This is a genomic window from Citrobacter sp. CtB7.12, from assembly GCF_001297795.1.
Taxonomy (GTDB): domain Bacteria; phylum Pseudomonadota; class Gammaproteobacteria; order Enterobacterales; family Enterobacteriaceae; genus Citrobacter_A; species Citrobacter_A amalonaticus.
The window spans coordinates 1-13203 of the sequence record NZ_LIFT01000016.1 but is presented as its reverse complement, the minus strand read 5'-3'; the positions used below and the strand labels follow the sequence as shown (position 1 = coordinate 13203).

The window sequence follows — 13203 nt, the reverse complement described above, 5'->3', positions numbered from 1 at the left end:
TAGAGTGAAAACAACAGGAATAATGCAGTAAAATGTCAGGCTTTTATCACAATAAAATCAGAAAGATATCAGTAAAAAGTCAGTTATCCCTCAGTCTGTGACTCGCCTCCATCTACCAAAAAGATGCCCATGTTAATCTCTGTTTGGAAGCCAGAAGCAGAGGGAAGAGACGATGTTGCATTACGATATGATCCGCTACGAGATAATGTATTTAAAAATGCTTGGTGCGCTTTCCAACACTGATTACTCCTTACAGTGGAGTACTTATGATACGCCGGATCAGTTTCGACATTTGATCTCTCAGATACTTGAACGGCATTTCTCTGGCGATCAGGACAGGATCAAAGTTGCGTGGAAAAGACTTAAAGACTGGGCTGACTTGCTACTGATTGATAAGGATTATTTTAATTGTTTCAAAGGTACAGCAAGAGCTTCGTGGTTTGCTCACCATTATATTTTTGAATATCCAGTATTACCTGCAGGGTTGACACTTGGTGGGTTGGGGAATGACATCGGTTGTTCAGGTGGTTTTAATTCTCTTTTAATGGACGATAATATCTTCACAAATCTTGATTTCTCTAATTTGAATATCGACCTGGACGATATTGATTGGGACCTGATAACAAATCCACAGGCTGCTGCTTCGAAAAAACCGAAACGTGTTTTCTCCCGATTTTATCTGAACGCGGGAGCAAGTACCGATCTGTACAACCCTACTCCGGTAACTGAGCGTGAACTCATCAATGGTGTGATGAGTTACATTGATGGAGCTCCATGCTCACTTGGAGATAAGATCTCTTATTTTAAAAAACTACATAAACGCTGGCTTGAGCAATACGATTTTTTTCTGACAGACTTTGAATGGATATCACGTGATGATGAAACTCAGTTAGTATATCTCTGGGACTATCTCAAAGGAAAAGAACGAATAGTAGGCTATCTTCGCCCATATAATACGTCTATGCGTTATGACATGATTATTGCGGCTATAGATGTGTGGAACGTCCAACCTGAAGAGAAGCTGGAGTTTATTGAGAAGATGAAACATGCCTGGCAGTCATCAAAATCTTATCGGCGATCCGCTAAATAGCGTTGTGATCCCAGTGGTTTGTTGGTCTGATTTCTCAATGTAGTGATGAATCTGAGTCGACCCGGGGTCTTCTATCTATCTCCCTCTTTGTCCCGTTACGTACAGAGCACATACTTGTGAAAGAGTAAGCGTATAGCGGGAACCGTATTGACTCTCTTTTCATAAAGGTCAGTGGGGGAAGATGCAGCCCGCACGTCGTTCGGGCTGCCGGGTAATTGTCAGGCCAGGAGATTTGCCGGATTATCAACACAAAGTTTTTTCACTGACTCCGCATCGACCCCGCGGCTGGACAGATAGCCCAGGAAGACGTTTGGCACAAATCCCCATCCGTTCCCTCCATTTTTTGCCCACATTTGTTTCAGGAAAACATCGTGACTTAATACAAGCTGATCTCCATACCCCAGTTCAATGAGCTTGCTGACGGCATCGGCTGTCTCCTGTACCCCAGGAGCCGCACCTTCTTTCGGAAACGTAATGTCGAGCCCAATCATATCAAACTCCAGCCAGACTCCCCTGTCGAGCATACGGCGTTGATAATCAAGGTCCTTTCCGGATGGATCTGAATGAGCCAGGGAAACTTTCCTTGGGGAGACTCCCATTTCTCCCAGAACGATATCCAGAACCTCATCTCCACGTCTTAACCACCCAGGCATGTGAATATTGATTGAAACATCCGGATTGTCTTTCCAGGCCAGTGAGGCGGCTCGCAGACCGTTTTTCTCCGCATCGGTAAATTCCGGAGAGACACCGATTTCGCCAATCATTCCTGCCCGGATATCCGTTCCGTCAATCCCTTCATTCAGTTCACGATCAATAGTCCGGGCAAGAATGTCCACTTGCTGATGAAGTTTTTCTCCTTCGAATTTTTCAAGGTACGGGCCAGAAGAGGCGACAATGTTAATACCTGTTCGGCGGGCAACTTCATAAAGCGATAACGGATCGCGACCAATCGACGCAGAGCCTGTGGCATCGACAATGGTTTTACCCCCCAACGCCATGAAGCTTGTTATCTCCTCAATGACGTCTTCAATTTCCTTTTTACTCATATTATCAGCGCAGCAGTATGGATCGTGCTTAAGTGCCCACTGTTTCTCCGGGCAAACGCAGGAGTCAACGATCTGTTCAGACCAGCTATAAAAGGGTTTATCAACGACAGAAGACAGGTCATTAAAGAGGTGCTCATGTGGCAAAGTTAAGCCCATCTCTTCCTTAGGTATTGAACCGGTAACAGTCTGCAAATAACCTTTCATTACTGTGCCTCCGCTTTCGCCAGCCGTGCTTGTTTGAAGTCGGGGATGGTGGTGACAATCGCTCCCACAAGGGCAAATACCGTTCCTACCAGGGTGACAAAATAGACGGTATTGCCAAGCGCCGGAATCAGTACATCAATAAGCACTGACCCAAGAAGCTGTCCGGCGGTGGAGGCCACGCCCAGCATCAATAATCCCAGTCCACGAACCAGAATCGCCATCAATCCAATGGACATAAGCCCCAGTGGTCCGCCGAGGTACATCCACCATGTATCAGGCAACTGGAAGCTGACGTGACCAAGCGAGATCCTGACGAGAAGGGCGATACCCAGGACGGTAAAACCGACGATGAAATTCCAGGTGATTGATACCAGCATCGATCCAGTCGCTTCCGCGACTTTCGCGTTACCGGCAGGTTGCCATCCAGCGAGTAAACCAGCCATAAATGGCAGAATGGCCAGAAGGATAAACGACGTGGAACGCCACTGAGGAGAAACCACAAACACCGTAGCGACAACGGCGAAAATGGCTCCGATAATCCGGTATGAAGTGAAGTATTTTTTCTCGCTAACCCCAATACCAAATCGGTCACACAGTAAACCAGAAAGAATGAGTGCCGAGATTAACGCTGTTTGAAAAGTTGCCACGCCGAGCGCGCTGGCGGATGCACCTTCAGAAAACACCACCATTGCCCCACACAGACCAGCAAACCAGTTCCATAGCGGTATTTTCCGCTGTTTTATCAGTGAAGGAATAGAGGCAAATTGCTGACGGGTTTCTTTTTTGGCCATAATTATAAAGAACATCACGACTAAACCACTGGCGAAAGAAATCACTGCGCAGGCATTTCCATCGTTGAGCCAGTGACCGAGTTCGCCATTAACAGCAGACTGCATTGGAGAAAGCGTACCCGCAAGAATTGTTGCAAGCATCAGTAAAGGAACAGAATATTTGCTTTTGTTCATAAGTCCATCCTGTATATTAATCAGTCAGGAATGGGTCCGAAGATATAAGCTTCTGACCCGTTATTATTAACTGCTGGCGATATAACGCAGAATGTTTAACCACATCGGAGTGTAATATTTCCAGTTCAGAAATTCGTGGCTACCCCAGTGTGGTGAACAGTCACTCATAAAACAGGCTGTCCTGCCTTTTTCAAAACATCCATAAACAAGGAGAGGGTCGTTATTGATAGTTAATGCAACGGTTGCGTTTTCTTTTGCCACTGCTTTGTTATAGCCCAGAAAAATGGGCCAGTCGGAGAAACCTAAGACTGTTTCATGCTCATGCTCAACCGGAGAGGCATACACACCGGCGGGTTTTTCGATACGATCATCGCCATCTGGCATAATTACCGGAAGAACTTCAGCTAATACAGTATTTTTATAATTTGCTTTGGCTTCAATTCCCATAAACGAAAGGTATCCACCTATCATTAATAATCCTCCGCCATTTTTGACATACTCTTTTATCATGTCCAGCGCGTCAGGTTTGATTCTGGAGTGATAAAAAGTATCATTTTGCAGAAGGAACGTGTTACTGCCGATATCGCTAATGACGATGGCATCATATTGCTCCAGTTCTGCCTGCTCTTGCGGGAAAGAAATCTGCACCTGATGAGCTGGCATATAAGTGACGGACACGTTGTTTTGGCGTAAGTTTTCCAGTAAAAATGTTGCACCTTCTTCATATTTACTTGATGTGAAACTGTCGTAACCTTTTGAGTGAATCATATGGATATGCCATGACTCACCAATAAACAGGATTTTTAAGGAGGAAGTCTCTGCGTTCATGTTAGGTTCCTTTATGGTTATTTAATAAATTTCCTGACGATACTGCGTTGTTTTTATTCGATGTAGAACTGCTTTGTTATCAGGCATATCTGAGGCATTGGTAGTTTCTACTGCCAGTGATGAAAATGCGGAGGCGTAGAGTAACGCATTTTCCAGAGAGCGTCCTCGTGCAAGCTCTGATGCCAATGCTCCGTTAAATGCATCACCGGCACCGGCTGTATTCCTTACGACAGCAGGAAAAGCAGGGGAAATAATGAATCTTTTGCCGTCATAGGCCACAGATCCTTTTTTGCCAAGAGTAATAACGACGTTTTTTACACCTTTGTGATAGATTGCCTTTGCAGCTTCCATTGCTGACGTAGTATCAATTACAGAAATTTCAGTGAGTAATCCTGCTTCGGTTTCATTAGGCGTCAGATAATCCAGCCCATCCAGTAAATGGTTAACACATGAGTTATAAGGAGCGGGATTTATAATAACTGAGGTATTATTTCTCTTTGCAATTTCAATAGCGCGTTCTAAAGCCTCAGGGTTTGTTTCTAGCTGTAAAAGCAAAATATTTGACTCCGTTATCGCATCTTGCTGTAGCGAAATTTCATCATGCAACAATGTCATGTTGGCACCAGGGAAAATCGCTATCATGTTTTCACCAGTACCCTCATCGACCAGAATTGAAGCAGTGCCAGTCTGAACATCTTCAGACTTATAAATGACAGATTTTTTTATGATTGACGCATTGATGAAAGAACTGGCGTATTCACTAAAATGATCGGAGCCTATTTTAGTAATAAAAGTCACACTCGCATCCGCATGACTGGCCGCCAGGGCCTGATTACATCCTTTGCCTCCAGGTGAGAATATCAATTTTCCGGAAAGCAAGGATTCTCCTGCAGTGGGAAGTCGTGGTAGATAATTTATAATATCAACATTAAATGAACCCAAAACACAAACGTTGTCTTTCATAACAGGAGGGCCCCTTGTTATTATGTCATGTGAGTCTATAGACTCAAGGACGTGAATGATTTCATTTTTGGTGACACTATCAAGAGAATGAATATCGATATAAGCACCACCGTGACAGCGATTTAATAAGCCTCTTTGGGAAAGCTCATTAAGATCTGCTCTAATCGTTTCTTTCGTTACCTTTAAATGGCGAGAAAGATGAGCTACACGAACAAAACCTTTTGTGCTGATTAATTTTATTATTTCATGATGGCGTTCTGTTTTCATACGTCACCTCACTGAGTTCAAATGTAATACTCCTGTTATTTAGGGCTGTGATGGTATCCGTAAAATTGTTCGCAAAACCAAAAAAAAGCAAAAAAAAGTAAAGGTTATTCTCTTTATCCTGGAGGTTATAGATACCTTCGCTTAATTTGTTAGATAAATCGGATGAACGGGTGTTTGTTGATGTATTTGTGAAAAATAATTTATGACGTTGTTGGTTATTAACGTAGATTAAACACGTGCTTCGGAAAAACAGAATGTATCATTCGCCGAGTGGAGGTTAAGGATGCGACTTATGGTTACACCTCAATGTTTGTGCAGTACATGAAAACCGGGTCTGCGGATGACAAAAATGTGAATAAAAAATGCCCGCACATGGCGGGCAGCGTATCGGTATGCAGACTAAAGACGTCACTTTACAGTTTGTTAACGGGAAGGGCGCCATACACCACACAAAGCCATCATTGAGAGTGTCAGCAATGGATAACTGTCTGTTGAATTCTTGTGCCAGTAAGCGAGTTCAAAGGGCGGCTCTCTGCTTTTTTGAACAAAGAAGGTGCGCATTTCGGTTTTTTCAGCAGCGGATTATCAAAAGCCTCAGCAAAAAAATCTATAATCCTTAAACAATGGATAAATCACAAATACATATGTATTGTTTTGTGTGCAGTTTTCTCTGTCACGCCCGTACGTCATTTTCGCTTAAGAGAACCTGTGTTAACTCCTCTGATGATACTCTTATTATTTCATAACTACATGAATATTAATTATTAATTTTATTATTATCTCTCCTGGATCTGTAAGCATCACAATGACATGCATCATTGCTCTGGTTATCTCTGTTTAAATAATCTACATGCATCACATACAAGTTTACACATGACAATTTATAGTTGTCATGTGACAAGTTGATTATCGTTCTGTGTAGACAAGGAGAACTGTTATGACGGATTCAATTCCATCAGGCTACAAGCCGCTGACATGTGACACGCTGCCTGGTTATCTCTCGTCCAGACTGACCCCTTCATGTGAACCAGGAGGTTTACCTGATGAGTGGAAAGTTTCAGAAGTGGGGGACGGAAACCTGAACATGGTGTTTATCGTTGAGGGGACACATAAAACCATCATTGTAAAACAAGCTTTGCCCTGGCTTCGTGCAGGAGGCGAAGGATGGCCTTTATCTCTGAGCCGTGCGGGCTTTGAGTACAACGTCTTATGTCAGGAAGCCAAGTACGCAGGTCACACACTGATTCCCCTGGTCTATTTTTATGACCCGGAGATGGCACTGTTTGCCATGGAGTATCTGACGCCTCACGTAATCCTGCGTAAGGAACTGATCAACGGTAAAAAATTCCCTAAGCTAGCTGAAGATATCGGCAGATTTTTAGCACAGACTCTCTTCAATACGTCTGACATTGGCATGTCAGCAGAACAGAAAAAAGCGCTTACTGCCGAGTTCGCGTTGAATCATGAGCTGTGCAAAATTACGGAAGATCTGATCTTCACAGAGCCCTATTACAACGCTGAACGGAATAACTGGACTTCTCCTGAGCTGGACGATGCCGTCCATAAGGCCTGGGCTGATGTAGAGATGCTCCAGGTTGCCATGCGTTATAAGTATAAATTTATGACAGAAGGGCAGGCATTGTTACATGGCGACCTTCATTCAGGCTCAATCATGGTGACCGACACGGATACCAAAGTGATTGATCCGGAGTTCGGTTTCATGGGGCCAATGGCGTTTGATATCGGCAACTATATTGGCAACCTTCTGCTGGCGTTCTTCTCACGCCCTGGGTGGGATGCGAATGAGCAACGTCGCGCTGACTATCAGGAATGGCTGCTTCAGCAGATTGTCCAAACCTGGTCCGTTTTCACCCGGGAGTTCCGCCAGCTCTGGGACAACAAAACACAGGGTGACGCGTGGCCGACAGAAATGTATCAACAGAACAGTGCCGCTCTTGAGGACGCACAGGATCAGTTTTTTGCCACGCTGCTTGAAGATTCCCTGGTGAATGCCGGCATGGAAATGAATCGCCGGATCATTGGTTTTGCTGGCGTTGCCGAGCTGAAACAGATTGAAAATACAGAGCTTCGCGCAGAATGTGAACGACGTGCATTGACCATGGCGCGCGATCTTATCGTCAATGCCCGCCAGTTTAAAAATATGGATTCCGTCATCCAGTCTGCGAAGGTTAAGTAAGAGGTCATTATGAATATTAAAGGTAAACACTACCGTACGGTCTGGGTTTCCGGGGATGGAAAAGCGGTAGAAATCATCGATCAGACTAAGTTGCCTTTTAAGTTCGAGGTGGTGGCGCTTACCTCTGCGGAAATGGCCGCTACGGCTATTCAGGAGATGTGGGTTCGTGGCGCTCCGCTTATTGGTGTCGTTGCAGCCTATGGTATCGCGCTGGGAATGAATCACGATGCCAGTGACATGGGTCTGCAGCGTTACTATGACCTTCTTATCAAAACCCGACCAACGGCAATTAACCTCAAATGGGCTCTCGACAGGATGATAGCCACACTGAAGGATCTCTGTGTATCAGAGCGCAAGGATGTGGCCTGGGCGCTGGCGGCAGAAATTGCCGAGGAAGATGTCGCGTTGTGTGAACAAATTGGATTACATGGTGCAGAAGTCATCCGCGAAATAGCCCAGAAAAAACTGGCCGGGAGTGTGGTCAATATCCTGACGCACTGTAACGCAGGCTGGCTGGCGACTGTAGACTGGGGAACAGCGCTTTCTCCGATCTACAAAGCGCATGAAAACGGAATCCCTGTTCACGTCTGGGTGGACGAAACGCGGCCACGTAATCAGGGCGGACTCACGGCATTTGAACTGGGCTCACACGGTATTCCTCACACCCTGATCGCCGACAACGCGGGTGGCCACCTGATGCAACACGGTGACGTTGATCTCTGCATTGTGGGGACCGATCGAACTACGGCCAGGGGGGATGTCTGTAATAAAATTGGTACCTATCTTAAGGCGCTGGCGGCCCATGATAACCATGTTCCCTTCTACGTCGCGTTACCTTCTCCCACTATTGACTGGACTATCGAGGACGGAAAAAGCATTCCGATTGAGCAACGTGACGGAAAAGAGCAGTCCCATGTCTACGGGATAAACCCTCAGGGAGAATTGAGCTGGGTCAATACCGCCCCTGAAGGAACCCGTTGTGGGAACTACGCTTTCGACGTCACGCCTGCCCGCTACATTACCGGCCTCATTACTGAGCGCGGAGTCTGTGCTGCCAGTAAGTCAGCGCTGGCGGATATGTTTGCTGACCTGAAGAGTAAAGCACTCCAGGATGAGCAGCATTAAAACGACGACCACTGCTGTTAAGGAGCAGGAATGGAAAGGATTAAGTTAGCAGAAAATATCATTTCCACTTGTCGGGAAATGAATGCGTCAGGTCTTAATCAAGGAACATCAGGTAATGTGAGTGCCAGGTATACCGGTGGCATGTTGATTACGCCGAGTGGGATCGCTTATTCAAAGATGACGCCGGACATGATTGTCTTTGTAGACGATAAGGGAATACCTGAAGCGGGTAAAATACCATCAAGTGAATGGTTATTTCATCTGGCGTGTTATAAAGCCAGACCAGAATTGAATGCTGTCATACATACGCATGCGGTGAATTCCACGGCGGTGGCAATACATAATCATTCAATTCCGGCCATTCATTATATGGTGGCGGTATCGGGGACGGATCATATTCCCTGTATTCCCTATTATACCTTTGGCAGCCCTGAACTGGCTGACGGTGTATCTAAAGGGATCAGAGAAAGTAAGTCCTTGCTGATGCAGCACCACGGTATGCTGGCCATGGACGTCACGCTGGAAAAGACGTTGTGGCTGGCGGGTGAAACCGAGACGCTGGCTGATTTATACATCAAATGTGGCGGATTACATCACGATGTTCCCGTTCTGTCTGAAGCCGAAATGACCATTGTTCTTGAAAAATTCAAAACATATGGTTTGAAAGCGTAATTACAGCTTTATTTTAATTAATAACATATAGCAGCCATTCGCGGAATGGCTGCTATCCCCTCTGTCCACAACGATTGATTATAACTACCACAAGGAGTTATTTATGTTTATCGTGGAATCGTATGCTGTCGCCATAATAATGTGTTTTATTACCATGATTTGCTGGGGTTCATGGGCGAATACAACCAAACTTGTCAGCAATAAAAAATGGGAGTTCCCTCTATTCTATTGGGATTATTCAATTGGATTATTGCTGTGTTCTTTGTTATTTGCCTTCACGCTGGGTTCTATGGGCGAAGCCGGTCGCAGTTTTATACCTGATATTCAGCAGGCGAGCAGCAGTAGTCTGATGTCGGCAATACTGGCAGGGATTATCTTCAATATTTCCAATATTCTTCTGGTCGCTTCTATTAATCTTGCCGGTATGGCGGTAGCTTTTCCTGTGGGGGTGGGGCTGGCATTGGCTCTGGGTGTGATCACCACCTATATCGGCAATCCGCAGGGCGATCCGCTCATTCTGTTCCTCGGTGTCGCCTGCGTTGTGATCGCCATTATTTTTACCGCGATAGCCTATGGTCGTGTCACGCAGGAGGCGGATAAATCTCGCCGTAATAAAGGTCTCATTACTGCCATTCTGGCGGGTATCATCATGGGATGGTTTTTCCGCTTCCTGGCGGACTCCATGTCTGACAATTTCAGCCAGCCTGCCAGCGGTCTGATGACGCCGTACTCAGCACTTGTTCTGTTTGCCGCGGGGCTGTTTTTGTCGAACTTTGTCCTTAACACGCTGGTCATGAAAAAGCCTATTTCAGGAGAAGCGGTCAACGGGAAAATGTATTTTTCCGGGAGTTTACGGGATCATGTTTGCGGCTGGCTGGGCGGTATGATTTGGTGTGTCGGTCTGGCATTCAGTCTGATTGCGTCTGGTCAGGCGGGTTATGCCATTTCCTACGGTCTGGGACAGGGTGCCACAATGATTGCCGTGATCTGGGGAGTCTTCATCTGGAGAGAATTTGCCAGTGCGCCAGCCGGAACCAATAAACTGCTGCTGACTATGTTTATTTCATATATTGTGGGTATTGTTCTTATTATCGCCGCTAATCAATAAAATCCTGCCCCATATCCACATGGGGCAGTTGTTCATTCTTTTAGTGTGGTAATTCACACGCCAGCAAAAACTCTGCCGTTCCTTCATCAACAATCAGGTCCGTGACATATCCTCCCAGCAGGGCACCCAACGTTGCGTCATAGCCTCTTTCCCCACCAGCAAGGAAGATCTTCCGTTCAATCTGCCTTAACTGAGCCAGACTGATTCCCAGAATACGCTGGTCAACATCCGCCACGACGGGCATCCCTTCCTTATCATAGAAGCGGCCACAAATGACACCTACTGCGCCTAAATCACGATACGTCTGCATTTCCTTCTTATTCAGCACGCCCACCCGAATCAGGGGATTTTCATCAAGCGCGTTACCCACGACAAAAAAGGCTTTCGTACAGCGAGTCAGAACGTCAAAATTCGATCGAATAATAGGCTCTGCCTGTAACTCCATGGCCAGTCTGGCGCTTGATACCACGGCGGGCACGTGCAGCGAGGCGACACGGCCTGAAAGCTTGTAAGCGATTTGCGATGAGGATTCAATAATCGTCAGGTCTGGTTGAGAGGGCATGGAACCGAGCATCTGAATAACGGTGACATTTTTACATGACTTCGGCGTCATGGTTTTGCTCATCTGATGAATTGTTCTTCCCCAGGCAACTCCCAGCACATCACCATTCTCAATTACCTGATTCAGATACATGCCACCGGCACGTGAAAGGCGAGTCCGCATCAGCTTTGTATCATCACGTTTTCCGGCATGTTCGCCATCAGGCACGATGATCACTCTCTGGAGATTGAATTTATCGCGAATTTGCAAAGCAGCGTCGATAGATCCAAAGACATTCACATCCAGGTTGATATGAACCAGTCCATTTTCCCGGGCTGTTTGCAGGTATTTGACAACCGTGACGCGGGACACCCCCATGATAGCTGCAACTTCAGTCTGGCTTTTGCCTTCCTGATAGTACAGCCATGTTGCATGAAGTACGGGATCACCATTGAACAGGCTGCTGTTTGTTTGATCTCTATCCACTTTTGTATCCCTGTATTATGCCGGGAAAATTCTCATCTTGACCCTGTTTACCCGGAGATTTGATGCAAATTGCCAGTAGCATGATTTTATACAGATATTTTATTCTTTGACATTACCTGAATCAGCATACTCATTGAGCGACCGATCTCGTTTTCCCCAGTCTAAAAAGCCGGAGTGATGTCCCAGGTTCATCAGTTTTAGAGAGAGGTTACTCCTTCAGCACAATCAACGGTTCAATATCGCTCTCTTTTTTAATCACCTGCAGTTCGTCACCTCGCAGATAGTGACCGTCGTAGTTTTCGCCAGCAGTGAATCTCAACGAGTTTAACAGACACCTCGGAGTCATTTATGGAACTGACCCCACGACAGTCCAATCACAGCTCAGAAGTGTCTAGATTATCCGTGGCGATTCACCCGTCAGTACCACCGGATGTCTGAAGGCGCGGATAAAATCGGATAATACATCTCCAGGATGAAAACTTCGGCCCTGACATTTGACAGTCTCCGGCATTTTAAACATCAGCAGGGCCCAGGACATCAGACTCATCACTCCGATGATCACAAATAACAGCTTCCAGTGCATAAAGGGCATTAAACCTGCTCCAGCCAGTGGGCCGATGACAGACACAAGCAATATGATGGAGGTCAGAGCCGCCATAATACGGATGGAATCCTTTTCATCAAAGGCCTCCTGTATTGATACATAACCAACGGTGGAGATGAAGCAAATACTGGTTACCTGTATAAAACGGGCAGTAAAATACTGTTCGATCGAGGTGACAAACATCATGCTCAGCCAGGTCAGGGCAAAGATCATTACACCTGTGAGCAGAACATGACGGCGACCAATCCGGTCGGAGAGAGGCCTCTGAAACCACTGGAACGCCAGACCTCCGGCCAAATAAAGACTGATAGAGGCGGGTACTTGGGTGATATCAACCTGAAGCTCACGGAAAATGCGGATGATGCCCGGCTGGATGAGAGCCGTGATCAGATAGGCTGAATAATCGTAGATGAGCATCGCCAGTGGAAATAATAGAACACTGCAATACCTGCTAAGGCCTCCCGAAAATGGCTTCATAAACGGATTCTCCGTTTTTTATAATTTATTGAATTTTATCAGCTCAGATCGTGCAGTCCTTTATCCATCACAGGAGTCAGTCTGAGATCAAGAAATTCTACCTCCAATCCCTGGCGCTGAGGTGTACAACACATGACGCCCGTTCTTACTGGGCCCGTGGGGAAATAGCATAAGCGAAGTAATGGCCAGTGCTGTCCATCTGAGGAGTACTGCAATCGTAACGCATCTTTCTTACGGGTCAGACGCAGCCAGAACTCCTTCGGATCCCCTGGAAAGAGTCCTGTAGCCCAGTCGGAATTTCCCAGCGTGAGTACACTCCCGATTGCAGGTGCTCCATCGTTAAATTCGATGCCAGCTTTGAGCCAGTGCTGTTCGTCAGAGAGCATCATAATTCCGGCCTGGTCATAAAGTGTGGTGAAGTCTGCGCGGATCCTGACCTGAAAAGTAAAATCTCCTGTTACGTCAGTAGCGTAGATGTGACCGGTAAAACGCTCAAACCCGTACCAGGTACGACGCCAGAAATCGGTATGATCATCTGTGATTACCGACAGGGCGTTATTTTCGTAGCGCCATATGGCGGGCTCATTGATCCATTCAAACTTGCAACTCATCATTATTCTCCTGTCATCC

The 13203-nt window shown here is 46.1% G+C and carries 11 protein-coding genes and 2 pseudogenes; 5 read left to right on the top strand and 8 right to left on the bottom strand.

Annotated features, from left to right (window positions below; translation table 11 throughout):
- Positions 1-172: 172 nt before the first annotated feature.
- Positions 173-1090 carry a hypothetical protein gene (locus AOY24_RS17295; protein ID WP_054177053.1) on the top strand — a complete coding sequence of 306 codons (918 nt, stop codon included), beginning with the start codon at positions 173-175 and terminating at the stop codon, positions 1088-1090.
- 218 nt (positions 1091-1308) lie between these two features.
- Here AOY24_RS17295 and AOY24_RS17290 read toward each other — a convergent pair whose 3' ends face one another.
- The 4 genes from AOY24_RS17290 to AOY24_RS17275 form a co-directional block, all read right to left on the bottom strand.
- Complete coding sequence (locus AOY24_RS17290) at positions 1309-2340, bottom strand: phosphotriesterase (protein ID WP_054177052.1); 1032 nt, start codon at positions 2338-2340, stop codon at positions 1309-1311.
- Entirely contained in the window at positions 2340-3305 is a 966-nt protein-coding gene (locus AOY24_RS17285) for a DMT family transporter (protein WP_054177051.1), read from the bottom strand. Before AOY24_RS17285 ends, AOY24_RS17290 begins: the two co-directional genes overlap by 1 nt.
- Before the next feature lie 66 nt (positions 3306-3371).
- The gene (locus AOY24_RS17280; protein ID WP_054177050.1) at positions 3372-4133 is read right to left on the bottom strand and encodes a glutamine amidotransferase; all 762 of its coding nucleotides are present in this window, start codon (positions 4131-4133) and stop codon (positions 3372-3374) included.
- 21 nt (positions 4134-4154) lie between these two features.
- Complete coding sequence (locus AOY24_RS17275) at positions 4155-5363, bottom strand: PfkB family carbohydrate kinase (protein ID WP_054177049.1); 1209 nt, start codon at positions 5361-5363, stop codon at positions 4155-4157.
- A 937-nt stretch (positions 5364-6300) separates the two neighbouring features.
- On the opposite strand from AOY24_RS17275, the gene mtnK reads away from it, so the two are divergent.
- The 4 genes from mtnK (at position 6301) to AOY24_RS17255 (ending at position 10465) form a co-directional block, all read left to right on the top strand.
- Positions 6301-7560, top strand: coding sequence for an S-methyl-5-thioribose kinase (gene mtnK, locus AOY24_RS17270; RefSeq protein ID WP_054177048.1), 1260 nt, complete (start codon positions 6301-6303; stop codon positions 7558-7560).
- A gap of 9 nt (positions 7561-7569) precedes the next feature.
- Positions 7570-8685 (top strand): S-methyl-5-thioribose-1-phosphate isomerase, encoded by a 1116-nt coding sequence (mtnA, locus tag AOY24_RS17265; protein ID WP_054177047.1) that lies wholly within the window; start codon positions 7570-7572, stop codon positions 8683-8685.
- Positions 8686-8715: 30 nt separating this feature from the next.
- Positions 8716-9357, top strand: coding sequence for an L-fuculose-phosphate aldolase (locus AOY24_RS17260; protein ID WP_054177046.1), 642 nt, complete (start codon positions 8716-8718; stop codon positions 9355-9357).
- Between the two features lie 103 nt (positions 9358-9460).
- Entirely contained in the window at positions 9461-10465 is a 1005-nt protein-coding gene (locus AOY24_RS17255) for a multidrug DMT transporter permease (RefSeq protein ID WP_054177045.1), read from the top strand.
- Positions 10466-10505: 40 nt separating this feature from the next.
- On the opposite strand, the gene AOY24_RS17250 is transcribed toward AOY24_RS17255, so the two are convergent.
- The 4 genes and pseudogenes from AOY24_RS17250 to AOY24_RS17240 form a co-directional block, all read right to left on the bottom strand.
- Positions 10506-11492 carry a sugar-binding transcriptional regulator gene (locus AOY24_RS17250; protein ID WP_054177044.1) on the bottom strand — a complete coding sequence of 329 codons (987 nt, stop codon included), beginning with the start codon at positions 11490-11492 and terminating at the stop codon, positions 10506-10508.
- 208 nt (positions 11493-11700) lie between these two features.
- Positions 11701-11805: pseudogene (locus tag AOY24_RS25415) on the bottom strand (hypothetical protein); the annotation flags it as partial.
- Positions 11806-11904: 99 nt separating this feature from the next.
- A pseudogene (locus AOY24_RS17245) lies at positions 11905-12573 on the bottom strand (MFS transporter); the annotation flags it as partial.
- A gap of 38 nt (positions 12574-12611) precedes the next feature.
- The gene (locus AOY24_RS17240; protein ID WP_054177078.1) at positions 12612-13184 is read right to left on the bottom strand and encodes a DUF1349 domain-containing protein; all 573 of its coding nucleotides are present in this window, start codon (positions 13182-13184) and stop codon (positions 12612-12614) included.
- Positions 13185-13203: the final 19 nt, after the last annotated feature.